Below are 23238 nucleotides of genomic sequence, written 5' to 3'. Positions count from 1 at the left end.
AGCTGGAGTGGTTTATGGCTGATACGCGGCGTTGGGTCTGGTTGGGGGGCGTGCTCCTGGTCTGTGGGTTCATCTATCTGTTGCACCCCATCCTCAGTCCGTTCCTGGTGGCGCTATTGCTGGCCTATCTGTTCGACCCGCTGGTGGATCGTCTGGAGGCGTGGGGGCTGTCGCGTACCTGGGGCGTAGTGGCGGTGTTTGCCCTGTTCACGCTGATCATCATGGCGCTGTTGCTGGTGCTGGTGCCGATGCTGGCCAAGCAGTTGCTGCGCCTCTACGAGCTGGCGCCGCAGATGCTTGATTGGGTGCAGCACACCGCTATGCCCTGGGTTCAGGCCCGGTTGGGCCTGGCGGACGGCTTCTGGAAGTTCGACAAGGTCAAGGCTGCGATCAGCGAGCATATGGGCCAGACCACCGACATTGTTGGCGTGGTGCTGAGCCAGGCGACGGCGTCGGGGCTGGCGCTGATCGGTTGGCTGGCCAACCTGGTGCTGATTCCGGTGGTCAGCTTCTATCTGCTGCGGGACTGGGACCTGATGATGGCCAAGATCCGCAGTCTGCTGCCGCGCAATCGCGAAGAGCGGGTGGTGTCCCTGGCGGGAGAGTGCCATGAGGTGCTAGGGGCGTTTGTCCGTGGGCAATTGCTGGTGATGCTGGCCCTGGGAATGATCTACGCGGCGGGACTGATGCTGGTGGGGCTCGAGTTGGGGCTGTTGATCGGCCTGATTGCCGGCTTGGCGGCGATCGTGCCGTACATGGGCTTTGTCATAGGCATTGGTGCTGCGCTGACTGCCGGCCTGTTCCAGTTCGGCGGTGACCTGTACCCCATGATCGGCATCGTTGCCGTGTTCATGGTGGGGCAGGCGCTGGAGGGGATGGTGCTGACGCCGCTGTTGGTGGGCGACCGTATTGGCCTGCATCCGGTGGCGGTGATCTTTGCCATTCTCGCCGGCGGCGAGCTGTTCGGTTTTACCGGGGTACTGCTGGCCTTGCCAGTGGCGGCGGTGATCATGGTGCTGGTGCGGCACGTGCACGATCTGTACAAGGATTCAGACCTCTATAGCGGTGCCGAAGACCCAGATCTGTAGGCCGGTGCGCAACGAGTGGCGACAATGAGTGTTCGCGGGCGTGCGCTGGCAGGCGCTCATTGGCTGTTGCCCGGGCTGTCAAAGTTGGCCCCTGAATGCTGTTTTGCTGACGCAAACCTTTGATTTTGCTTGTGGTCTGCTGCATTGTGCGCTCGGCGTCACGGGTATAAACTTTGCAAACTTTACACAGAGGCCACTAACGGTTCCTTTGGAACTGTTCAGTCAGCATGAAACCGATTCAGCTGCCCCTAGGTGTGCGTCTGCGTGACGACGCCACCTTCATCAACTACTACCCAGGCGCCAATGCCGCTGCACTCGGCTACGTCGAGCGCCTTTGCGAAGCCGACGCCGGCTGGACCGAAAGCCTGATCTATCTCTGGGGCAAGGACGGCGTGGGCCGTACGCACTTGCTGCAGGCGGCCTGTTTGCGTTTTGAACAGTTGGGGGAGCCTGCGGTTTATCTGCCGCTGGCGGAGCTGCTGGATCGCGGTATCGAGATTCTCGACAACCTGGAGCAGTACGAGCTGGTGTGTCTGGATGACCTGCAGGCGGTAGCGGGCAAGGCTGATTGGGAGGAGGCGCTGTTCCATCTGTTCAATCGCTTGCGTGACAGTGGCCGGCGCTTGCTGATTGCCGCTTCGACCTCGCCCCGTGAGTTGCCGGTGAAGCTGGCGGATTTGAAATCCCGCCTGACCCTGGCGCTGATTTTTCAGATGCGCCCGCTCTCCGATGAAGACAAATTGCGTGCCTTGCAACTGCGCGCGTCTCGTCGTGGGCTGCACCTGACCGACGAAGTCGGGCATTTTATTCTGACCCGTGGAACCCGCAGCATGAGTGCTCTGTTCGAGCTGCTCGAGCGTCTTGATCAGGCCTCGTTGCAAGCTCAGCGCAAGCTGACCATCCCCTTTCTGAAAGAGACCCTGGGCTGGTAAAACCAAGGCCTGCAGCCGTTTTCTTGCAGGCCTTCGGCATATTTCAGGCGTCAGAAAACGCGCTTTTGGAAGGGGTTCCAAAGAGCGTCGGACTTAAAATGGGCTTAAAGCCTTAGATGTACGGAAGAAACTCATAAGTCACATTCTGATCGATTGAATTTGCAAATGAGGGCGATAGAAGGCATAGTCGCGTCTTCATTTATTTCAAGCCACGGTCGTGCCCATGCTAAATCGCTTCGCACCCCTCGTGCCTCTCGCACTCGTTACCCTGTTGTTTGGTTGCGCTTCCCACACTCCGGTGTCTCAGCAGCAAACTGCCCAGCAGGCTCAGGTCTCCGTCAAAAATCAGTCTTCCGCTGTTTACCAGGAAGAGCTGGCAACTGAAAAGGAACTGGCAGAGTTCTCTGACAGCAAGCCTTACCAGTTGCCAGTTCTGGCTGACAGCATCCTCGAGCGTGGCATGTCCCTGATCGGTACCCGCTACCGTTTCGGTGGTACCTCGGAAGCCGGCTTCGATTGCAGCGGTTTCATCGGCTATCTGTTTCGCGAAGAGGCGGGCATGAATCTGCCACGCTCCACTCGTGAAATGATCAACGTCAAGGCTCCTCTGGTGGCGCGCAACAACCTCAAGCCGGGTGATTTGCTGTTCTTCAGCACCAACGGTCGCGGGCGCGTCAGTCATGCCGGTATCTACTTGGGCGATGATCAGTTCATCCACTCCAGCAGCCGCCGCAGTGGCGGTGTGCGGGTCGATAGCCTGGGTGACAGCTACTGGAGCAAGACCTTCATCGAAGCCAAGCGGGCTCTCGCCATGGCGCCAACCGTGGTCACCGCACGCAAATAAACAGATAGTTAGTAGGGCGAACTTAAAGTCTTACTTGAAGTTTGGCGCGTAGACGCTAGAATCCTGATCTATTGTTGAAACTAACCGCGTAAGCCCTGCTTACGCGGTTTTGTTTTCAGTACCACGGCAGAGAAAGCCGCATCCCGATCAGGATTGTTCAGCTTATGTCGACCTCGGCCCGATTTGCCCTTATTGCCCTCGCCGCGCTGCTCAGCGCTTGCGCCAGTCGTACTCCGCCACCTGTGCCTGTGGTACGTGCACCGGTTTTCAATTCCTCCCAGGCTTTTTCTCCCGTTGCTGAAGATGTGCTGTTCCGCGCCTTGGGTCTGGTCGGCACGCCTTATCGTTGGGGCGGCAATACTCCGGATTCCGGGTTCGATTGCAGCGGCCTGATTGGCTATGTCTACCGCGATGCCGCGGGTATCTCCCTGCCACGTTCGACCCGGGAAATGATCGGCATGCAGGCGCCGGACGTGGGCAAGAACGCCTTGCAAACCGGTGACCTGATCTTCTTCGCCACCAATGGCGGCTCCCAGGTCAGCCATGCCGGGATCTATGTTGGTGAAGGGCGTTTTGTCCATGCTCCGGCCACCGGCGGTACGGTGAAGCTCGACAGCCTGTCCAAGGCCTACTGGCAGAAAGCCTACCTGAGCGCCAAGCGCGTGCTGCAGCCGGAACACCTGGCGCACAATCCATAATCCACTCTGGTCGAGGTGCTTGTGACTGCGCGTACGCTCAACCTCGACGATGCCCTGTATCAATACCTGCTGGATGTTTCCCTGCGCGAAACGCCGCTGCTGCGACGTCTGCGGGATGAAACCCAGGCCCTGCCCAATGCCCGTTGGCAGGTGGCGCCGGAGCAGGGGCAGTTTCTTGCGCTATTGATCAAGTTGACCGCTGCTCGCCAAGTGCTGGAAGTGGGAACCTTTACCGGCTACAGCGCCTTATGCATGGCGCAGGCCCTTCCCGCAGACGGCTCGTTGATCTGTTGCGACCTGCCCGGCGACTACAACGCTACGGCTCGTCGTTACTGGCAGGAGGCGGGGTTAGCGCAACGCATCGAACTGCGCCTGGCTCCGGCGCTGGACACCCTGGCCGGCCTGGAACTGGCCGGCCGGCTCGAATCTTTCGACCTGATCTTCATCGACGCTGATAAAGCCAACTACCCGGCCTATCTGGAGTCCGCGTTGCGTCTGTTGCGAGTCGGTGGCCTGGCGGTGTTCGACAACACCTTGTGGAGCGGGCGTGTGCTGGAGGTGGAGCCCGCCAGCGAAGATACCCGAGCCATCCAGGCGCTCAATCGGGCCTTGAAGGACGACTCGCGCATCGATCTGTCGCTGCTGCCCCTGGGGGACGGCTTGACCCTGTGCCGCAAGCGCTGAATCAGGGGGCTTTGGCGGCCGATACCCGCCAGATCGTATTGCCGACGTCATCGGCCACCAGCAAGTCGCCTTGCTGATCGATCACAACCCCAACCGGGCGTCCGTAAGCCTTCTCATCGGCGCTGAGAAAGCCGCTGAGCACGTCCACGGGCGGCCCCTGGGGCTTGCCGGCGCTGAAGGGGACGAAGATGACTTTGTAGCCGCTATGGGGCTTGCGGTTCCACGAGCCATGCTGACCGATGAAGGCGCCTTCGGTGAATGGAGCGGGGAGCTTGCTGCCTTGGGCGAAGGTCAGCCCCAGAGAGGCTGTGTGCGGGCCGACGGCGTAGTCCGGGGCGATGGCCTTGCTCACCAGGTCGAGGTTCTGCGGTTTGACCCGGACATCCACATGCTGCCCGTAGTAGCTGAAGGGCCAGCCGTAGAAGGCGCCGTCCTTGACCGAGGTGATGTAGTCCGGCACCAGGTCGCTGCCGATCTCGTCGCGCTCGTTCACCGCGGTCCATAGCGCCCCGCTGACCGGCTCCCAGGCCAAGCCGTTGGGATTGCGCAAGCCGGTGGCGAACAGGCGGTGCTGTCCGCTGTTCCGATCCACCTCCCAGATCGCGGCGCGGCCTTGCTCCTGGTCCAGGCCATTTTCCCCGACGTTGCTGTTGGAGCCGACGGTGACGTAGAGCTTGCTCCCGTCCGGGCTGGCGATGACGTTCTTGGTCCAGTGGTGATTGAGCGTGCCGCCGGGCAGATCGACGACCTTGGTGCCGGCTGCGGTGATCCGGGTGTCGCCGGCCTGGTATGGAAAGCGCAGCAATTTGTCGGTGTCCGCCACATACAGGTCATTGCCGACCAGGGTCATGCCGAACGGCGAGTTCAGGTTGTCCAGGAGCACGCTGCGGGTTTCGGCCACGCCGTCGTGATCCTGATCCCTTAGCAGGGTAATGCGGTTGGCGCTGGGCACCGCAGCGCCGGCGCGGCCCATGATTTTTCCGGCGATCCAGCCGCGAATGCCCCGGCTGTCATCGGGTTTGGGCGGTGCATTGGTTTCCGCCACCAGTACGTCGCCGTTGGGCAGGACATAGAGCCAGCGTGGATGATCGAGGCCTTCGGCGAAGGCATTGACCTGGGTGCCGGCTGCCGCCAATGGCTTGCTGCCCTTGGGCCAGCCAATCGCCGGGGCGATGTTCACCGTGGGGATCAGCGTCGGGTTGGGCTCCGGCAGCTTGGGGGTTGGGCCGGTGCCGTCGGAAACTTGCAGGCTGGAGGTTTCGCCACAGGCCGTAAGGCCGGCGGCGATCGCGATAAGCAAAGCGTGTCGAGACTTGAGCATGCTGATTTCCCTATGAATGCACGGACGTCCTAGTCATAGAGGAGCATAGCCGGCGTATGGTTCCGCCTGATCAGCGGGCTTCCTTGAACAGTGCGGCGACCCCGGGATGGTAGAGGCCGGCCTCGTTGTGCAGCTTGCGATAGGCGTAGGGAAAGTACCAGGCCACCGCGCAGCAGTGTTCCTTTTGCAGTTCGTCGAGCATGTCCTGGAGTTCTTCCGGGGTGGCGCTGTGCTGAGCCTTCTGCGGGCTGACAAACAGGCAGCCGAGCCGCAGGTCGCCGGGGTAGCTGATCTTTCTCGCGTCACCGGCAATGTCGAGCAAGGCCTGGGTCAGGTGCAGGCCGTTGACCTGGGGCCAGCGCTGGGTGGCCTGAATGTAGGCGCGTTCTTCCCGGGTGGCCAGGTACAGATCGGTGCGTGCGTTGCGGGCGCCTTCTTCCTGCTGCTTTTTGCTGGGGCTGTGTTCGAGGCTGACCATCTCCGCCATCCAGGCGGCGGCGGAAAGCAATCCCAGGTTGGCCTGCTCGTCGAACCAGTAAGGGGTTTCGCTGTCGCCACGAACAGCGTTGTAGCGGTCAATGCAATCAAACCAGCGTTCCAGCATCGGGCGCAGGAATTCCAGCTTTGGATTGCTGATGATCATGCCTTGCATCGGGGTCCGTCCTTATTGTTGTCTGGCGGTGGGTGGGTTGAGTTATGGCTATTTGATATCAACTCGCTGAGTGTGGCACAAGATTGGCGCCAGTTTGTTGATGCGGTGCAGTTTTGTGTGCCAAGCGACGCCTGGCTTTAATTGACGCTCCACCCCCAACCCTCTAACCTTCGCGACTTGTTTCAGGTGCTCTGTGGCCGCTGGTCGACAGAGTGAAACAGGGAAGCCGGTCAGGGCCTGTTCCAGCGATGGACATGGCGACGATTCCGGCGCTGCCCCCGCAACGGTAGATGAGTCAAGGCTGCGCCAGATGCCACTGTGTCCACGACATGGGAAGGCGCGCAGTCAGGCAGCAATGCCCCTCATGAGCCCGGAGACCGGCCTGATCCATCCAACGGCATCACGGTGGGCGATGCCAGGCTTGCGCCGTCTATTCCTTTTCCTGCCCGCCGTTCCCCAGCCCCAACGGAGAGCTGCCCCATGAGTGAATCCCCCGATCGTGACGAGCGCCATGTGGCGCGCATGTTGCGCAAGAAAGCCGTGATCGATGAGCGCATCGCCAACTCGCCCAACGAATGTGGCCTGTTGCTGGTGCTGACCGGCAATGGCAAGGGCAAGAGCAGTTCGGCTTTCGGCATGTTGGCGCGGTCCATGGGCCACGGCATGCAGTGCGGCGTGGTGCAGTTCATCAAGGGTCGTAACAGCACCGGCGAAGAGCTGTTCTTCCGGCGTTTTCCGGAGCAGGTGCGCTTTCATGTGATGGGCGAGGGCTTTACCTGGGAAACCCAGGATCGCCAGCGCGATATCGCCGCGGCCGAAGCGGCCTGGGCGGTATCCAGAGAACTGCTGAGCGACCCGGAGATTGGTCTTGTTGTACTCGACGAGCTGAACATCGCCCTCAAGCACGGTTACCTGGATCTGGACCAGGTGCTCAGCGACCTGCAGGCCCGTCCGCCCATGCAGCATGTGGTGGTGACCGGTCGCGGGGCCAAGCCGGAGCTGATCGAACTGGCGGATACCGTCACCGAAATGGGCATGGTCAAGCATGCCTTCCAGGCCGGCATCAAGGCGCAGAAAGGTGTTGAGCTGTGAGTGTGACTTCATGACCGATGTTCGTCATTGCCCGGCGGTATTGATTGCCGCACCGGCTTCCGGCCAGGGCAAGACCACCGTGACCGCCGCCCTGGCTCGCCTGCACCGCAATCAGGGGCGCAAGGTACGGGTGTTCAAATGCGGTCCGGACTTTCTCGACCCGATGATTCTCGAACGCGCCAGCGGCGCTCCGGTGTACCAGCTGGACATGTGGATGGTGGGCGAGCAGGAAAGCCGGCGCTTGCTCTGGGAAGCCGCGGCTGACGCCGACCTGATCCTGATCGAAGGGGTCATGGGGCTGTTCGACGGCACCCCCTCCAGTGCCGATCTGGCACGGCATTTCGGGGTGCCGGTGCTCGCAGTGATCGATGGCACCGCCATGGCCCAGACCTTCGGGGCGCTGGCCCTGGGCTTGGCCCGTTACCAGCCGGACCTGCCGTTCGCCGGGGTGCTGGCCAACCGGGTCGGCACCTTGCGCCACGCGCAGTTGCTCGAAGGCAGCCTCACCGAAGGCTTGCGCTGGTACGGCGCCCTGTCCCGGGAAACCGATATCGAACTGCCCAGCCGGCACCTGGGGCTGGTGCAGGCTCGTGAACTGAACGATCTCGACCTGCGCCTGGATGCCGCCGCCGAGGCGTTGGCCAGCAGCTGCCAGGTGGAGCTGCCGCCTGCGGTGAGTTTTGCCGCGCCAGCGCCAGTGGCCTGCGCGCCCTTGCTGGAGGGGGTGCGCATCGCCGTGGCCCGCGACGAGGCGTTTGCCTTCACCTACGGTGCCAGCCTCGATCTGTTGCGGGCCATGGGGGCGCAGTTGCATTTCTTCTCCCCTATCCATGACACGCAGTTGCCGGAGGCGGACAGCCTGTACCTGCCCGGTGGCTACCCAGAGTTGCACCACCAGGCCCTGGCGCAGAACCGCGCCATGCTCGACGCGATTCGTGCCCACCATGGTGCGGGCAAGCCATTGCTGGCCGAGTGTGGCGGCATGCTGTACCTGCTCGACTCCCTGACCGACGTCGAAGGCCGGTGCGCCGAGCTGCTGGGGCTGCTGCCCGGCGCGGCGGTGATGCAGAAGCGTCTGGCCGCCCTGGCCTTGCAGGCCGTGGAGTTGCCGGAGGGCGGCTTGCGTGGCCATACCTACCATCACTCCCTGACCACGACCGCCCTTGAGCCGATTGCCCGTGGCATCAGTCCCAACGGTGGGCGGGGGGCAGAGGCGGTGTATCGCGACGGGCGGATGACCGCTTCTTACGTGCATTTCTACTTTCCGTCCAATCCGGCAGCGGTAGCGGCGTTGTTCGCTCCATCTCCTGCAGGGAGTGTGAGCGGTGAGTGAGCAGGGATTTTCTGCGGCGGAGCGTGAGGCCGTGTATCGCGCCATCGCCGAACGCCGGGACATGCGGCATTTCGCCGGCGGTAGTGTCGAGCCCGAGTTGCTGCGCCGTTTGCTGGAGGCGGCGCATCAGGCGCCCAGCGTGGGGCTGATGCAGCCCTGGCGTTTTATCCGCATCAGCGATCGCCCGTTGCGCGGGCGTATCCAGCAGTTGGTGGAGGAGGAGCGGGTGCGCACCGCCGAGGCGCTGGGCGAGCGTTCCGATGAGTTCATGCAGCTTAAGGTCGAAGGCATCCATGACTGTGCCGAGGTGCTGGTGGCGGCCCTGATGGATGGCCGCGAGCGGCATGTCTTCGGCCGGCGGACCCTGCCGGAAATGGACCTGGCCTCGCTGTCCTGTGCCATTCAGAACCTCTGGCTGGCGGCGCGCAGCGAAGGTCTGGGCATGGGCTGGGTGTCGCTGTTCGAGCCCCAGGCCCTGGCCGACCTGCTGGGGTTGCCCGCCGGTGCCAAGCCCCTGGCGGTGCTGTGCCTGGGACCGGTTACCGAGTTCTATCCGGCGCCGATGCTGGCGCTGCAGGGCTGGGCGCAGCCCCGGCCATTGAGTGAGTTGCTGTATGAGAATTACTGGGGAGTGAGTCAATGAGCGTGGCGTTGCTGAGTGTCGCCGCCGTGGCGCTGGACGCGCTGCTGGGCGAACCCAAGCGCTGGCATCCGCTGGTGGCCTTCGGCCGTATGGCGGATCGTATCGAGCAACGTTTCAACGCCGCGGGCCGGGGCTGGCGCAGTCATGGCGTCAGCGCCTGGGTGCTGGCGGTACTGCCCCTGACCCTGTTGGCCACCGCGCTGTCCTGGCTGCCCTATATCGGTTGGCTGGTGGAGATCCTGGCGCTGTATTGCGCCCTGGGCCTGCGCAGCCTCGGCGAGCACGTCGAGCCGGTGGCTCAGGCCTTGCGCAGCGATGATCTGCAGGAAGCACGGCACCGGGTGGGGTTCCTGGTGAGCCGCCAGACCAGCGAACTGGACGCCACCGCCGTGGCCCGTGCGGCTACTGAATCGGTGCTGGAGAACGGCAGCGACGCCGTGTTCGCCGCGTTGTTCTGGTTTGCCGTGGCCGGCGCACCGGGGGTGGTGCTCTATCGCCTGAGCAACACCCTGGATGCGATGTGGGGCTACCGTAACGAGCGTTTCGAGCGTTTCGGCTGGGCGGCGGCGAAGATCGACGACCTGCTCAACTACATTCCTGCGCGTCTGGTGGCCCTGACCTACGCCTTGCTCGGCAAGACCCGGCTGGCGCTGAAGTGCTGGCGCCGCCAGGGCCCGACCTGGGACAGCCCGAATGCCGGCCCGGTCATGGCGGCCGGAGCGGGAGCCCTGGGAGTGGAGCTGGGCGGGGCGGCGATCTATCACGGTGAGTTGCATCAGCGTCCGCCTCTGGGCGAAGGCGAGCCGGCCAGTGCCGACTCCATTGATCGTGGCTGGCAGTTGGTGCAGCGAGGTGTCTGGCTGTGGTTGTTGATTCTGTGTCTGGGGGCTGAATTCTATGCTTGAGCACGGCGGAAGGTTGCGCAAGGCGGCCCAGGAATACGGGATTGCCGAAGAGGCCTGGCTGGATCTGTCCAGCGGATTGGCGCCCTGGCCGTTTCCCATTCCGGCCATTCCCTTGCGGGCCTGGGCGCGCCTGCCGGAAACCGATGACGGTCTGGAACAGGCGGCCTGTGCCTACTACGGTGCCGATGAAGTACTGCCGGTGGCCGGTTCCCAGGCCGCGATCCAATTGCTGCCGCGACTGCGGCGGGCGGGCAAGGTCGGGGTGTTGTCGCCCTGTTATGCCGAGCACGCCGAAGCCTGGCGCCGCAGTGGCTACCGGGTGCGAGAGGTGCTGGAGCAGGAAGTGGATTTTTTTCTCGACAGCCTCGATGTGCTGGTGGTGGTCAACCCCAACAACCCCACCGGCCTGAGCCTGACTCCGGAGCGCCTGCTGGACTGGCATGCCCGCCTGGCCCAGCGCGGCGGCTGGCTGGTGGTGGATGAAGCCTTCATGGACAACACCCCGGACCTGAGCCTGGCCCGGCATGCCCATCAGGTGGGGCTGATTGTCCTGCGCTCGTTTGGCAAGTTCTTTGGCCTGGCCGGCGTGCGCCTGGGGTTTGTCCTGGCCGAGCGTCGGCTGCTCAAGCTGCTGGCGGAGCATGTGGGGCCCTGGGCGGTCAGTGGACCGACCCGAGTGCTGGGGCAGGCGTGCCTGCGGGATGTCGAGGGGCATGTGCGGCAGCGCCGGCGCAGCGAGGTAGCCAGCCAGCGCCTGAGTCAGGTCCTGGAAGGGTTCGGCTTCAAGCCCCAGGGCGGCTGTGCCCTGTTCCAATGGCTGATCACCGCCGAGGCCGAGCAGCTTTATCAATTCATGGCACGGCGCGGCATTCTGCTGCGGCTGTTCGCCCACAACAGCAGCCTGCGCTTCGGCCTGCCCGCCGACGATGCCGACTGGGCACGCCTGGAGCAGGCGCTGCAGGCCTATCGCAAGGATTACCCATGACCACCCTGATGGTGCAGGGCACCACCTCGGATGCCGGCAAGAGCACCCTGGTTACCGCGCTGTGTCGCTGGCTGTTGCGCCAGGGCGTCAGCGTGGTGCCGTTCAAGCCGCAGAACATGGCGCTCAACAGTGCGGTGACCGCCGACGGTGGCGAAATCGGTCGGGCCCAGGCGGTCCAGGCCCAGGCGGCCAACCTGGTGCCCCACACCGACATGAACCCGGTGTTGCTCAAGCCCAACAGCGACACCGGCTCCCAGGTGATCATTCACGGTCGCGCCGTGACCACCATGAATGCCGTGGCCTATCACGACTACAAGGCCATCGCCATGCAGGCGGTGCTGGCTTCCCATGAGCGCCTGCGGGGGGCTTATGAGGTGGTGATGGTGGAGGGTGCCGGCTCGCCGGCGGAGATCAATCTGCGTGCTGGCGACATCGCCAACATGGGCTTTGCCGAGGCGGTGGACTGCCCGGTGCTGCTGATCGCCGATATCAACCGCGGCGGGGTGTTCGCGCATCTGGTGGGCACCCTGGAACTGCTGTCACCCAGTGAGCAGGCGCGGGTCAAGGGCTTCATCATCAACCGCTTCCGAGGCGACCTGGCCCTGCTGCAACCGGGACTGGACTGGCTGGAGGCCCGCACCGGCAAACCGGTGCTCGGGGTGCTGCCCTATGTGATGGACCTGCACCTGGAAGCCGAGGACGGCATCGATCAGCGTCAGGCCGGCAAGGTCGAGCAAGTGCTCAAGGTGGTGGTGCCGGTGTTGCCGCGGATCAGCAACCACACGGATTTCGATCCGCTGCGCTTGCATCCCCAGGTCGACTTGCAATTCATCGGGCCCGGGCAGGCGATTCCTGCCGCCGACCTGATCATCCTCCCCGGTTCGAAAAGCGTGCGCGGCGACCTGGCCTACCTGCGCAGCAACGGCTGGGAGCAGGCTCTTGCCCGGCACCTGCGCTACGGCGGCAAGGTGCTGGGTATTTGCGGCGGCCTGCAGATGCTCGGCGAGCAGTTGCATGACCCGCTGGGGCTCGAGGGCACAGCCGGTTCCAGCCCGGGCCTGGGCCTGCTGGCCTTTGCAACCGTGCTTGAAGAGGAGAAGCAGCTGCGCAACGTCAGTGGCCGCCTGACCCTGGAGAATGCGGCGGTCAGTGGCTATGAGATTCACGCCGGGGTCACTCGTGGCCCGGCCCTGGAGCAGGCCGCCGTGCAGTTGGACGATGGGCGTAGCGACGGAGCCTTGAGCGCCGACGGGCAGATTCTCGGTACCTACCTGCACGGCTTGTTCGAAACCCCGGCGGCCTGCAGCGCGCTGCTGCGCTGGGCCGGCCTGGAGGCGGTGCAGGAGGTGGACTACCACGCCTTGCGCGAGCGCGATATCGAGCGGCTGGCGGATCTGGTGGAGCAGCATCTGGACACCCGCGCGCTGCTCACGCTCTGTGGTCGCTAGAACCGCGGTGAACATTCATTTCAAAGGTGCTCAAGCATGCTGCAACTGATTCTCGGCGGTGCCCGTTCCGGCAAGAGTCGCCTGGCGGAACAACTCGCCACCGACAGCGCCCTGGCGGTCACCTATATCGCTACCAGCCAGCCTCTGGATGGCGAGATGAACCAGCGTATCGCCCATCATCGCGAGCGTCGGCCGAGTCATTGGGGCTTGATCGAAGAACCTCTGGAGCTGGCCCGGGTGCTGCAGCAAGCCGCCGCCCCCGGGCATTGCCTGCTGGTGGATTGCCTGACCCTGTGGCTGACCAACCTGCTGATGCTGGATGACCGGGAGCGTCTGCTGGCCGAGCGCGACGCCTTGTTGCAGTGCCTGCCCGGTCTGCCGGGAACGATCATTTTTGTCAGCAACGAAACCGGAATGGGTGTCGTGCCGCTGGGCGAATTGACTCGCCGTTACGTGGATGAAGCCGGTTGGCTGCATCAAGCTCTGGCCGAGCGGTGTCAGCGTGTGGTGCTGACGGTGGCCGGCCTGCCCCTGACTTTGAAAGGAACTGCGTTATGAGTAACTCCTGGTGGCTGAATCCATGCAAGGCGATCGATGCGCAGATGGTCGAGCAAGCATTGGCGCGACAGCAGCAACTGACCAAGCCGGCCGGCTCTCTTGGCCAGCTGGAGCCCCTGGCGGTGCGCCTGGCCGGTTTGCAGGGCCAGCTCAAGCCGGGCCTTGAGCGGTTGTGGATCGCGATCTTCGCCGGTGATCACGGGGTGGTCGCCGAAGGGGTGTCCGCCTATCCGCAAGAGGTCACCGGGCAGATGCTGTTGAACTTTGTCAGTGGTGGGGCGGCGATCAGCGTGCTGGCGCGGCAACTGGGGGCGCAACTGGAAGTGGTGGACCTGGGAACGGTGGCGTCCGGTTTGAACCTGCCGGGGGTGCGCCACCTGAACCTGGGCGCGGGTACGCAAAATTTTGTCCAGGGACCGGCCATGACCCCGGATCAGGGTGAGCAGGCCCTGCAGGCCGGGCGTGACAGCGTGCTGCGGGCCCGTGCCGAGGGCGCCCAGCTGTTTATCGGCGGTGAAATGGGCATTGGCAACACCACGGCTGCCAGCGCCATTGCCTGTGCCTTGCTGGATATCCCGGTGGCCCGGTTGGCCGGTCCGGGCACCGGCCTGAATGCCGCCGGAGTCAGCCACAAGGCTCAAGTGATCGAACGGGCCCTGGCGCGGCATGCCGCCTCCCGTGGCGATGCCCTGCAAACCCTGTTCAACCTGGGCGGGTTTGAAGTGGCGGCGCTGGTGGGCGCCTATCTGGCGTGTGCCCAGGAAGGCATCGCGGTGCTGGTGGATGGTTTTATCTGCAGCGTCGCGGCGCTGGTGGCGGTGCGCCTGAATCCGGCCTGTCGTCCCTGGCTGCTGTTTGCCCATCAGGGTGCGGAGCCGGGACACCGGCATGTGTTGCAGACCCTTGAGGCCGAGCCGCTGCTGGACCTGGGCTTGCGTCTGGGGGAGGGCAGCGGTGCGGCGCTGGCGGTGCCATTGCTGCGTCTGGCCTGCGATCTGCACGGGCAGATGGCGACCTTCGCCGAGGCGGCGGTGGCGGATCGCCCGGCATGACCTTGCACCTGGACCTGTTGCGCCACGGGGAAACCGAACTGGGCGGCGGCCTGCGCGGCAGCCTGGATGACGCCCTGACGGAGCGTGGTTGGCAACAGATGCGCGATGGGGTTCAGGGGCGCGGGCCTTGGGACCGGATCGTCAGTTCGCCGTTGCAGCGCTGTTCGCGGTTTGCCGAGCAACTGGCTGCCCGGCTGGAGGTGCCCCTGAGTTTGGCGCCTGATCTGCAGGAGCTGCATTTTGGCGCCTGGGAAGGGCGCAGCGCGGCGGCGCTGATGGACACCGACGCGGAGGACCTGGGGCGTTTCTGGGCCGATCCCTACAGCTTCACACCGCCCCAGGGAGAGCCGGTGGCGGACTTTTCCCGGCGGGTGCTGGGGGCCATTGATGGCTTGTACCAGTCGTGGGCCGGGCAGCGGGTGCTGCTGATCAGTCATGGCGGGGTCATGCGCCTGTTGCTGGCTCGGGCGCGGGGGCTGCCCCGGGAGCAGTTGTTGAGTGTCGAAGTGAGTCATGGCGCGTTGTTCAGCCTGAAAGTCGCCCCGGGCCTGCTGAGCGAGGAGGGCTGAGATGCTGCCGTTCTGGATTGCCTTGCAGTTTCTCAGCAGCTTGCCGGTGCGCTTGCCGGGCATGCCGGAACCTCAAGAGCTGGGGCGCTCCCTGTTGTTCTATCCGCTGGTGGGGCTGGTGTTTGGCCTGTTGCTGTGTGGGTGGCATGCGCTGCTTGCGGGAACACCGTTGCTGCTGCATGCAGCGCTGTTGCTGGCTGCCTGGGTCCTGCTCAGCGGCGGCCTGCACCTGGACGGGCTGGCCGACAGCGCCGATGCCTGGCTGGGGGGCTTTGGCGATCGCGAGCGCACCTTGAGCATCATGAAGGACCCGCGCAGCGGACCGATCGCGGTGGTGACTCTGGTGTTGGTGTTGCTGCTCAAGTTCGCCGCGCTGGTGGCGCTGATCGAGCAGCAGCAGGCGTTCGCCTTGTTGCTGGCGCCATTGATCGGGCGTGCGGCGCTGCTGGGGTTGTTCCTCAGTACGCCCTATGTTCGCGCCGGCGGCCTGGGACAGGCTCTTGCCGATCACCTGCCGCGGCTAGCGGGGCGGCAAGTGTTGGGGGTGAGCGTGCTCGGTTGTTTGCTGCTGGGCAGCTACAGCGGACTCTGGGCGCTGCTGCTGGCGCTGGTGCTGTTTGTCTGGTTGCGCCAGTTGATGATGCGGCGTTTGGGCGGCACCACCGGCGACACCGCCGGGGCGTTGCTGGAGTTGCTGGAAGTGACCGTGCTGCTGGCGGTGGTGGCATTCTGAGGCAGATCCGGATCTGCCGATTGAGTGGAAAATTCTTGCCTTGAATTAATCGCGGGTATATACACGCACCATGCTTCCCTCTCAATGTTTGTGCACCAATCTGCGTCGTGCCGCGCGTGGCGTCAGCAGGTATTACGACGGCGTCCTCGATGGCTTCGGGATTAACGTCGCCCAGTATTCCTTGCTGAACAATCTGCTGCGTCTCGATCAGCCGAGCATTTCCAGCCTGGCGGAGGCCATGGGCCTGGATCGCAGTACCCTGGGACGTAATGTGCGGGTGCTGGAGGCGGCCGGTCTGGTCCGCTTGCTGGAAGGTGATGATCAGCGCAATCGTCTGGTGCAACTGACCGAGGCGGGGCACGAGCGACTGGCGGCGGCCTTGCCGGCCTGGGAGGCGGCTCAGCAGCGACTGATCGATCGCCTGGGCGCGCAGAAGCGTGAAACCTTGTTGGCCTTGCTGAACGAACTGGCCTGATGCTGCTTCGTTCGATTACAAGCGGGTATATACCCGTAACTGGAGAATAAAAATGTCATCGATGTGGCGCACCAGTGGTTGGGTCCTCCTCGGCAGTGCATTGATCCTGGCGCTGTCCCTGGGCGTGCGGCACGGTTTTGGCCTGTTTCTGCCGCCCATGAGTGCGCAGTTCGGTTGGGGGCGTGAAGTGTTCGCCTTTGCCATTGCCCTGCAGAACCTGATCTGGGGGCTGGCCCAGCCCTTTACCGGAGCCCTGGCCGATCGCTTTGGGGCGGCCAGGGTGGTGTTGATCGGCGGCGTGCTGTACGCGGTCGGGCTGGTGTTCATGGGGCTTTCGGATTCGGCGCTGAGCCTGTCCCTGAGTGCCGGGTTGCTGATTGGCATCGGTTTGTCCGGAACCTCCTTCTCGGTGATTCTCGGGGTGGTCGGTCGTGCCTTGCCGCCGGAAAAGCGCAGCATGGGCATGGGGATCGCCAGTGCTGCTGGCTCCTTCGGCCAATTCGCCATGCTCCCGGGAACCCTGGGGCTGATCGGCTGGCTGGGCTGGTCGACGGCATTGCTGGTGCTGGGGCTGCTGGTGGCGCTGATCGTGCCGCTGGTCAGCATGCTCAAGGACAAGCCGCTGCCGGTGCTGGGGCATGAACAGAGCCTGGGCGAGGCCCTGCGTGAAGCCTGTTCTCACTCGGGGTTCTGGTTGCTGGCGTTCGGTTTTTTTGTCTGTGGTTTCCAGGTGGTGTTCATCGGCGTGCACCTGCCGGCCTATCTGGTGGATCAGCATCTACCGGCGACAGTCGGAACCACGGTGCTGGCGCTGATCGGCTTGTTCAACATCTTTGGCACTTACACGGCGGGCTGGTTGGGCGGGCGGATGTCCAAGCCACGGCTGTTGACCGGTCTGTACCTGCTGCGGGCGGTGGTGATCGGCCTGTTCCTGTGGCTGCCGGTGACCCAGACCAGTGCCTACCTGTTCGGCATGGCCATGGGCTTTCTCTGGCTGTCCACCGTGCCCTTGACCAATGGCACGGTCGCGACCCTGTTCGGGGTCAGGAACCTGTCGATGCTTGGCGGCATCGTCTTTCTGTTCCATCAGCTGGGCTCCTTCCTTGGCGGTTGGCTGGGGGGCGTGGTGTATGACCGTACCGGGAGTTATGACTTGATCTGGCAGGTGGCGATTCTTCTCAGTCTGTTGGCCGCGGCTCTCAATTGGCCGGTGCGCGAGCGGCCGGTAGCGCGCTTGCAGGCGAGTGCAGCATGAAGTCATGGCTGGGTTGGAGCGCCGGCCTGGGCGTTGGCCTTGTGCTGTTGTGGCTGGCCTGGTGGGGGTGGCATCGCGGCGGACTGGCGCTGATGCAGTTGGGTATGGGTGCTTGCTAGGTGGGCGCAGGGGCGAGTAACGTCGGTGTCCGACCACTCTTGAAGGACATTGAACATGGCTAAGCGCTGGTTTGTGGTTCCGGCATTACTCACACTGTTTGCCGGTTCGGCCTGGGCGGCGGATTGTCCGGCGTTGCTGCAGGGATCTGTGCCCAAGTTGCACGCCAAGGAATCCATCGATCTGTGTCAGCGCTTCGCCGGCAAGCCGCTGGTGGTGGTCAATACCGCGAGCTTCTGTGGGTTCGCTCCGCAATTCAAAGGCCTTGAAGCGCTGTATCAGCGTTACAAGGAGCAGGGGCTGGAGGTGGTGGGCGTGCCGTCCAACGACTTCAAGCAGGAGTCCAAGGACGGGGCCGAGACGGCCAAGGTCTGCTACGTCAACTATGGCGTGACCTTCACCATGACCGAGCCACAGAAGGTCCTGGGGACGGATGCGGTGCACCTGTTCAAGGTACTGGCGCAGCAGAGCAGCGCGCCGAAGTGGAATTTCTACAAATACGTGGTGGATCGACAGGGCAATGTGATTGCCAGCTTTTCCAGCCTGACCAAACCGGATAATCCGGAATTCCTGGAGGCGGTGGAGAAGGCGTTGGCGTCGAAGTCTTGAGCTTTTCGTCCCGGTAAATGAAAAAGCCCTGCCTTGTGAGAGGCGGGGCTTTTTTATTCAGCTCTGGAGGCGCAGGCCTCTGAACGATTAGAAGCGGTAGGTTGCACCTACGCCAAAACCGTTTGCGCTGTTTTCGTACTCGGCGTTGTACGTCTGGCCGAGTGCGTTTTTGCGGTTGACGTTGACTTTCTCTTCCTTGAGGTACGAGTAGGCCACGTCGATGGTCAGGTCGTCTGTCGGGCTCCAGCCGGCACCCAGGCTGAAGATGGTCCGGTCGCCGGTAGGGATACGAGGCGAGCGGTCAGTGTTGTTGGTCGGCGCTTGGTCAAAGGTCAGACCGGTACGCAAGATCCACTGTTTGTTCAGCTGATACGAGGTGCCGATGGCGTAAGCCCAGGTGTCGTGCCAGTTCTGCTCTTCCTTGATGGTGCCAAGGTTCAGGATTGGGGCCAGTGCACCGCCGGAGGAGGCAGTCACACCTTCGTTGTTGACGGTGATGTCCTTCAGGCGGCTCCAGCGGGTCCAGGTGGTACCGGCATAGAGCTTCCAGGCATCGTTCAGCTCTTGGGTGACCGAAAGGTCATAGGACTCTGGAGTTTCGATCTTCAGAGAGGCGTCATAGCGATTGCTTTTCAAGAGAAGCGGGTTGGTACCGGCTCCTGGAGTGACTTCAGTATGGCCTTCCAGTTTGTAGTTCACTTTGGAGTGGTAGGTCAGGCCGACACGAGTGGTGTCGGTCGCCTGGACCAGAACCCCGATGTTGTAGCCGTAACCAATGTCGTCGCCTTTGATCTGGACCCGGCCGTCATTAGGCGAGGCAGGAGTGGTCAGCGCCGATTCCAGCACGCCGGAAATCCGGTTGATGGTCGGGCCAAAACCGATGGAGACCTTATCGTTGAAGGCGTAGCTGACCGTTGGCTGGAAGGTTACGACTTTAACTTCGCTCTTACTGCCGAAGTTACGTCCCTGAAAGTTGTTTTCATAATCGGTGATCAGGCCAAACGGAGCATAAACGCCCAGGCCGAATGCCCATTGGTCATCGATTGGTTTGACGTAGAAGCCCATGGGTACGGCGGTGAAGGGCACCATATCGCCCTTGTTGGTGCCTCTGCGGCTGCCGCTGGTGTCCTTGAGGTCGGTGGATGCATCGATAGCAGCCATACCGCCAGTGACTTGCTGGCGTTTGAGGCGGGACATGCCGGCTGGGTTACCAAATACAGTACTTGCGTCATCGGCAGCGGAAGAACGTCCCGCGAAACCCGTACCCATGCCGCTAATGCTTTGTTCGTTAAGAGCAAAGCCGCTGGCAAATAGCTGAGTAGAGGCAAGTGCAACTGCGAGACTGATGGTGGATTTGAGCATGACTTTTTTCATTATTAGAACTCCTGGTGATCACCGAGGCGAAAATTACCAACATTTCGGCTACGGCGCTATAGGCTAAATCAGTAGATTTTCCGGCATTTTGTAGGACAATCCGACCAAAATCGGCTTTTTTCTCTGATTTTGTAAAAGCCGGTATCAGCAGGCGACTTGGCTCAACGGTGAAACACAGGTTTGCCAGGCGCAGGCGAAATCTCTCAAACGTCCTTGTGGTTGAAAGGTCTTCCTCCAGATACGGGCCATGCCGAGCAGATCGTCGGCTGCGGGGAGCGGGGTGTGTTGTTGTTCCACCAGCAACCAGGCGATGGCGGTGGCGTAGCGCAGATTGACGGTCAGTTCCAGGTGCGGTCCGGCGAGGAACGCATGCTGGCTGGCCAGTCCTCTCACCAGGCTGGCCCGTTCCGGGTCCAGCGCCAGGTAGTGATCCCAGAGGGCCTGGTGGCGCACTTCAGTGATGCGGTACAGGCCGTGGCCACGGCGATCGTGCAGTGCCGAGCCCAGCGCCGACTGACTGGCGGCAATGCCCAGCAACAAGGCTTCAGCGGTTTTGCTATGACTGCCCAGGTACATCAGCGTCGGGCGAATGACATAGCGGCACAACTCGCTGGCGGCGATACCCATAATGCCCTCGAGGGGTGAAGGTGGCCGGCGAAACCCGAAGGTGCTTGGCAGCAATGAAGGGATCAGGTTTGCCGGAAGCGGCGCGGGCCGCCTGACTTGAAGTGTAGTGTCATATCTATGTTGTAAAGGCCTGTTTTTAAAACATTTCCGAGCTCTTGTTATAAGCCTTATATCTATTGGTGCTTTGGTTGGAGGCGGGCATTGGCGAATCGCAGGCAATAAAAAGCCCCGCGATCAGGCGAGGCTCTTGGGGTTTCAGCGCTTTGGCGTATCAGGCCACCAGGGCCTGGCGTGTACGCTCGATCACGGCCTGCAGCGGTTCGGCGCTGGAGTATTGATCGGGATACAGGCGTTCGCTGTGACGGGCGATGCCGTGTTCGTTGACCAGGGTGAAGCTGAAGCAGCCTTTGCGAGCGGCCATGATCAGGCAGTTCAACGGAGCAAAAGCGTGGGTTAGGGTGCGAATGGCATCCTGAGTCTGGAGTTGAGTGGACATAATTATTAGGTGTTCCTACAAATGACACGGTTAAGAACCGTGCAGCGTTAAAACGTTCCAGTAACGTCGACCACCATTGGTCAGACGAAGAACCCGACTGGAACAAAGCAGCCAGTTGCAGCGCTGTAATAAGGTTGCGCTAGGGGCTGGCAGGTAGGTACTTAGGAGGGCAGGCAACACAACAAGGGCAAAGGTTCTGTGCCCAGGGTGGCGATCCTGATCAATTTGCAGGTTGGTTCGGTCAGAGTAAGTAACTTGGGCACGGCCTTTGATTTCGTTTCAAGGGCGGTGTCAGTTTGAGAATTACCTGGAAACCAGCGAGGTGGTCGGTCCTTGATATTCGACGTTGTTCTCGTTAGGAGAGGTGTCGGTGGGACTTGTTCGACCAGAATTGACTTTCAGCTTGGTACTAACGGGGCGGAGTCTATTGGGTTGAAGGCCGGAATGCAAGTGTGCTAGGAAAAATATTCCCTGGGCAACGACATCACGGGGTGACGATTGTGTCACCTGCGAGACGGCGCGGTGTACGAAAGTGGTGCATTGGCGAGCTTAATGTGCGCAGGGTTGTGCACACTTGTTGCGCCACATGTCACCGGGTTGTCACCTTCCCCGGGGCGGCTCCCATAGCCTGTCTCGAGAATTTAAGTCAATGATAAACATCGTCTTTTTTTACTGGTGAAAAAATCGTCAGTTTGACTGCAAGGCCCGTCTCATGGGGCTTTGGGAGGGTTGTGGAGGGGTTGTCCACTGAGTTATCCACAGCTTCTGTGGATTGTCCCAAGCGCTTGCTCTAGCACGGGCATGCTGGCTCTTTTGGTCTTTACCCGAGCGAAAAAAGGAGTAGAGTGGCGCGCCTTCCGATCTGCCCCCACAGTGCTTTATGAAGTTTCGCTCAGTATCACCCTCTGTTACCGCCACCCCTGCCAGTGTTACCGAGCCCAAGCGCTTTTCCCTGCGGGTTGCCCTATGGCTGCTGGACAGTCCACGCCTGGGGCACAACACCAACGTCAAGTACTTTGCCGGGCGTTTGCTCAAGCAACCTGCGCGTGATGGCGTGGTAGCGGCGCAGAGTCGCCTGGGGCAGTTGATGTGCCGCGAGTGCGGCAACGCTCGGGACCGGCGAATCGGTCATGATCTCTTGCGCCAGGCTGCCCGTGCCGGCGACCGCCGTGCGCAACTTGAGCTGGGTCGCATCGAAGACTGAGCTGTCCAACCTCTGGTGGCTTGGTTAACCTTCATTTCTTATTTCGATGACAGGAATCGCTATGGCTATGGACTTGACCAGCCTGCTGCTCGGCCTGGCGGGTGCGGCGTTGCCGTTACTGATGTTGGCCTGGCAGTTGCAGCGGCGCGCCAGTTCCAGTCAGAGCGAGCTGGCGCTGCTGGAGGAGCGTCTGGCCACTGCCCAGCTGGCCCAGGAAGGCCTGGCTGCGCAGTTGGATGCCTGCCGCGATGAAGTCAGTGATCTGAGTCAGGCCAATGCCCTCAAGCAAGCGGACCTGGCCGCCTTGCGGCGTGAAGTGGAGCTGCTGCAGATCGAGCGCGATAACGCCCGTGACGCGGCCCACGCCTGGAACCTCGAGCGAGCCGCCAAGGAGAACGAACTGCGTCGCCTGGATGCCCAGGCCGCTTCGTTGCACGCCGAACTGCGCGAGCAACAGGAAAGCCACCAGCAGCGCCTGACCGATTTGCAGGGTTCCCGGGACGAACTGCGGGCCCAGTTTGCCGAACTTGCGGGCAAGATTTTCGACGAGCGCGAACAGCGTTTCGCCGAAACCAGCCAGCAGCGTCTTGGGCAGTTGCTGGACCCGCTCAAGGAGCGCATTCAATCGTTCGAGAAACGGGTCGAGGAAAGCTATCAGGCCGAGGCCCGCGAGCGGTTTTCCCTGGCCAAGGAACTGGAGCGCCTGCAGCAACTGAATCTGCGTCTGAGCGATGAGGCCACCAACCTGACTCGCGCCCTCAAGGGCCAGAAGACCCAGGGCAACTGGGGCGAACTGATACTTGAACGGGTCCTGGAGCACGCCGGCCTGGAGAAAGGGCGCGAATACCAGACCCAGGTCAGCCTCAAGGGGCCGGACGGCGAGCGTTTCCAGCCCGACGTGCTGATCATGCTGCCGGGCGACAAGCAGGTGGTGGTGGATTCCAAGGTCAGCCTCACCGCCTATCAGCAGTATGTCGGCAGCGATGACCCGCAGATTGCCCAGGCGGCCCTGAAGCAGCATGTGCTGTCGTTGCGCAATCACGTCAAAGGCCTGTCCGGCAAGGACTACAAGCGCCTTGAAGGGCTGCACAGCCTCGACTTCGTGCTGCTGTTCGTGCCCATTGAGGCGGCCTTTTCCGCGGCCCTGCAGGCCGAGCCCAATCTGTTTCAGGAAGCCTTCGATCGGCACATCGTGATTGTCAGTCCGACCACCTTGCTGGCCACTCTGCGGGTGATCGACAGCCTGTGGAAGCAGGAGCGCCAGAGTCAGAACGCCCGGGAAATCGCCGAGCGCGCAGGTTGGCTGTATGACAAGTTCGTGTTGTTTATCCAGGACCTGGATGAAGTCGGCAATCGCCTGCAGCAGCTGGACAAGGCTTATTCGGCGGCGCGCAACAAGCTTACCGAGGGCCGGGGCAACCTGGTCAGTCGCAGTGAACAGCTCAAGTTGCTGGGCGCCCGTGCCAGCAAGAGCCTGCCGAGCGATTTGCTGGAGCGCGCCATGACTGATGCCGAAGGGCGCGAGCTGGAGTTGCCGGAGTAAT

Annotated in this window: 25 protein-coding genes and 1 riboswitch; of the genes, 20 read left to right on the top strand and 5 right to left on the bottom strand. The window is 62.4% G+C overall.

What is annotated here, in order from left to right; all coding sequences use genetic code 11:
* The first annotated feature begins 14 nt into the window (after positions 1-14).
* The 5 genes from POS17_RS22215 to POS17_RS22195 all read left to right on the top strand — a co-directional run bounded on the left by POS17_RS22215 (position 15) and on the right by POS17_RS22195 (position 4246).
* On the top strand, positions 15-1088 hold the full coding sequence (locus tag POS17_RS22215) for an AI-2E family transporter (protein ID WP_060840544.1): 1074 nt from the start codon (positions 15-17) through the stop codon (positions 1086-1088).
* Between the two features lie 227 nt (positions 1089-1315).
* A complete protein-coding gene (hda, locus tag POS17_RS22210; RefSeq protein ID WP_007898944.1) occupies positions 1316-2020 on the top strand; it encodes a DnaA regulatory inactivator Hda in 705 nt (234 codons plus the stop codon).
* 223 nt (positions 2021-2243) lie between these two features.
* Positions 2244-2864 carry a C40 family peptidase gene (locus POS17_RS22205; RefSeq protein WP_016966222.1) on the top strand — a complete coding sequence of 207 codons (621 nt, stop codon included), beginning with the start codon at positions 2244-2246 and terminating at the stop codon, positions 2862-2864.
* 164 nt (positions 2865-3028) lie between these two features.
* Positions 3029-3562 carry a C40 family peptidase gene (locus POS17_RS22200; protein ID WP_060840543.1) on the top strand — a complete coding sequence of 178 codons (534 nt, stop codon included), beginning with the start codon at positions 3029-3031 and terminating at the stop codon, positions 3560-3562.
* Between the two features lie 21 nt (positions 3563-3583).
* On the top strand, positions 3584-4246 hold the full coding sequence (locus tag POS17_RS22195; RefSeq protein WP_060840542.1) for a class I SAM-dependent methyltransferase: 663 nt from the start codon (positions 3584-3586) through the stop codon (positions 4244-4246).
* Between the two features lies 1 nt (position 4247).
* On the opposite strand, the gene POS17_RS22190 is transcribed toward POS17_RS22195, so the two are convergent.
* Together POS17_RS22190 and POS17_RS22185 are read right to left on the bottom strand one after the other, a co-directional pair.
* The gene (locus POS17_RS22190) at positions 4248-5567 is read right to left on the bottom strand and encodes a PQQ-dependent sugar dehydrogenase (protein ID WP_060840541.1); all 1320 of its coding nucleotides are present in this window, start codon (positions 5565-5567) and stop codon (positions 4248-4250) included.
* Positions 5568-5637: 70 nt separating this feature from the next.
* Positions 5638-6219 (bottom strand): hypothetical protein, encoded by a 582-nt coding sequence (locus POS17_RS22185; protein ID WP_060840540.1) that lies wholly within the window; start codon positions 6217-6219, stop codon positions 5638-5640.
* Between the two features lie 167 nt (positions 6220-6386).
* Positions 6387-6619: riboswitch (cobalamin riboswitch) on the top strand.
* A gap of 80 nt (positions 6620-6699) precedes the next feature.
* On the opposite strand from POS17_RS22185, the gene cobO reads away from it, so the two are divergent.
* The 13 genes from cobO to POS17_RS22120 all read left to right on the top strand — a co-directional run bounded on the left by cobO (position 6700) and on the right by POS17_RS22120 (position 17993).
* Positions 6700-7311 (top strand): cob(I)yrinic acid a,c-diamide adenosyltransferase, encoded by a 612-nt coding sequence (gene cobO, locus POS17_RS22180; protein ID WP_060840539.1) that lies wholly within the window; start codon positions 6700-6702, stop codon positions 7309-7311.
* 10 nt (positions 7312-7321) lie between these two features.
* Positions 7322-8644 (top strand): cobyrinate a,c-diamide synthase, encoded by a 1323-nt coding sequence (locus tag POS17_RS22175; protein WP_060840538.1) that lies wholly within the window; start codon positions 7322-7324, stop codon positions 8642-8644.
* Positions 8637-9287, top strand: coding sequence for a 5,6-dimethylbenzimidazole synthase (gene bluB / locus POS17_RS22170; protein WP_060840537.1), 651 nt, complete (start codon positions 8637-8639; stop codon positions 9285-9287). Before POS17_RS22175 ends, bluB begins: the two co-directional genes overlap by 8 nt.
* A complete protein-coding gene (cbiB, locus tag POS17_RS22165) occupies positions 9284-10192 on the top strand; it encodes an adenosylcobinamide-phosphate synthase CbiB (protein WP_060840536.1) in 909 nt (302 codons plus the stop codon). Before bluB ends, cbiB begins: the two co-directional genes overlap by 4 nt.
* Positions 10185-11177 carry a threonine-phosphate decarboxylase CobD gene (gene cobD, locus POS17_RS22160; protein WP_060840535.1) on the top strand — a complete coding sequence of 331 codons (993 nt, stop codon included), beginning with the start codon at positions 10185-10187 and terminating at the stop codon, positions 11175-11177. Before cbiB ends, cobD begins: the two co-directional genes overlap by 8 nt.
* Positions 11174-12625, top strand: coding sequence for a cobyric acid synthase (locus POS17_RS22155; RefSeq protein WP_060840534.1), 1452 nt, complete (start codon positions 11174-11176; stop codon positions 12623-12625). The genes cobD and POS17_RS22155 overlap by 4 nt, the downstream gene beginning before the upstream one ends.
* Before the next feature lie 36 nt (positions 12626-12661).
* Positions 12662-13183 (top strand): bifunctional adenosylcobinamide kinase/adenosylcobinamide-phosphate guanylyltransferase, encoded by a 522-nt coding sequence (cobU, locus tag POS17_RS22150; protein ID WP_060840533.1) that lies wholly within the window; start codon positions 12662-12664, stop codon positions 13181-13183.
* Complete coding sequence (gene cobT / locus POS17_RS22145; protein WP_060840532.1) at positions 13180-14235, top strand: nicotinate-nucleotide--dimethylbenzimidazole phosphoribosyltransferase; 1056 nt, start codon at positions 13180-13182, stop codon at positions 14233-14235. Before cobU ends, cobT begins: the two co-directional genes overlap by 4 nt.
* The gene (gene cobC / locus POS17_RS22140) at positions 14232-14804 is read left to right on the top strand and encodes an alpha-ribazole phosphatase family protein (RefSeq protein WP_060840531.1); all 573 of its coding nucleotides are present in this window, start codon (positions 14232-14234) and stop codon (positions 14802-14804) included. The genes cobT and cobC overlap by 4 nt, the downstream gene beginning before the upstream one ends.
* A gap of 1 nt (position 14805) precedes the next feature.
* Complete coding sequence (locus POS17_RS22135; protein ID WP_060840530.1) at positions 14806-15537, top strand: adenosylcobinamide-GDP ribazoletransferase; 732 nt, start codon at positions 14806-14808, stop codon at positions 15535-15537.
* A gap of 70 nt (positions 15538-15607) precedes the next feature.
* On the top strand, positions 15608-16012 hold the full coding sequence (locus POS17_RS22130; protein ID WP_047305612.1) for a MarR family winged helix-turn-helix transcriptional regulator: 405 nt from the start codon (positions 15608-15610) through the stop codon (positions 16010-16012).
* 52 nt (positions 16013-16064) lie between these two features.
* The gene (locus POS17_RS22125) at positions 16065-17267 is read left to right on the top strand and encodes an MFS transporter (protein ID WP_047305611.1); all 1203 of its coding nucleotides are present in this window, start codon (positions 16065-16067) and stop codon (positions 17265-17267) included.
* A 174-nt stretch (positions 17268-17441) separates the two neighbouring features.
* The gene (locus tag POS17_RS22120) at positions 17442-17993 is read left to right on the top strand and encodes a glutathione peroxidase (RefSeq protein WP_016967460.1); all 552 of its coding nucleotides are present in this window, start codon (positions 17442-17444) and stop codon (positions 17991-17993) included.
* Between the two features lie 87 nt (positions 17994-18080).
* Here POS17_RS22120 and POS17_RS22115 read toward each other — a convergent pair whose 3' ends face one another.
* From POS17_RS22115 to POS17_RS22105, 3 genes are all read right to left on the bottom strand, one after another.
* Positions 18081-19367, bottom strand: a complete 1287-nt coding sequence (locus POS17_RS22115) for an OmpP1/FadL family transporter (protein WP_016967459.1) — start codon at positions 19365-19367, stop codon at positions 18081-18083.
* Between the two features lie 144 nt (positions 19368-19511).
* Positions 19512-19994, bottom strand: a complete 483-nt coding sequence (locus tag POS17_RS22110) for a hypothetical protein (RefSeq protein WP_016967458.1) — start codon at positions 19992-19994, stop codon at positions 19512-19514.
* A gap of 271 nt (positions 19995-20265) precedes the next feature.
* Entirely contained in the window at positions 20266-20490 is a 225-nt protein-coding gene (locus POS17_RS22105; protein ID WP_060840529.1) for a hypothetical protein, read from the bottom strand.
* A gap of 880 nt (positions 20491-21370) precedes the next feature.
* Between POS17_RS22105 and POS17_RS31230 the strand changes: the two genes are divergently transcribed.
* Positions 21371-21694, top strand: coding sequence for a hypothetical protein (locus POS17_RS31230; RefSeq protein ID WP_082729289.1), 324 nt, complete (start codon positions 21371-21373; stop codon positions 21692-21694).
* A 175-nt stretch (positions 21695-21869) separates the two neighbouring features.
* Positions 21870-23237: a DNA recombination protein RmuC gene (gene rmuC / locus POS17_RS22095; RefSeq protein WP_164990747.1), complete on the top strand. Its 1368-nt coding sequence runs from the start codon at positions 21870-21872 to the stop codon at positions 23235-23237.
* Position 23238 lies beyond the last annotated feature (1 nt).

Origin of the sequence: Pseudomonas sp. Os17, assembly GCF_001547895.1 — a bacterium.
Taxonomy (GTDB): Bacteria; Pseudomonadota; Gammaproteobacteria; order Pseudomonadales; family Pseudomonadaceae; genus Aquipseudomonas.
The sequence above is the reverse complement of the archived record's forward strand: the minus strand, read 5'-3'. Positions and strand labels throughout refer to the sequence as shown.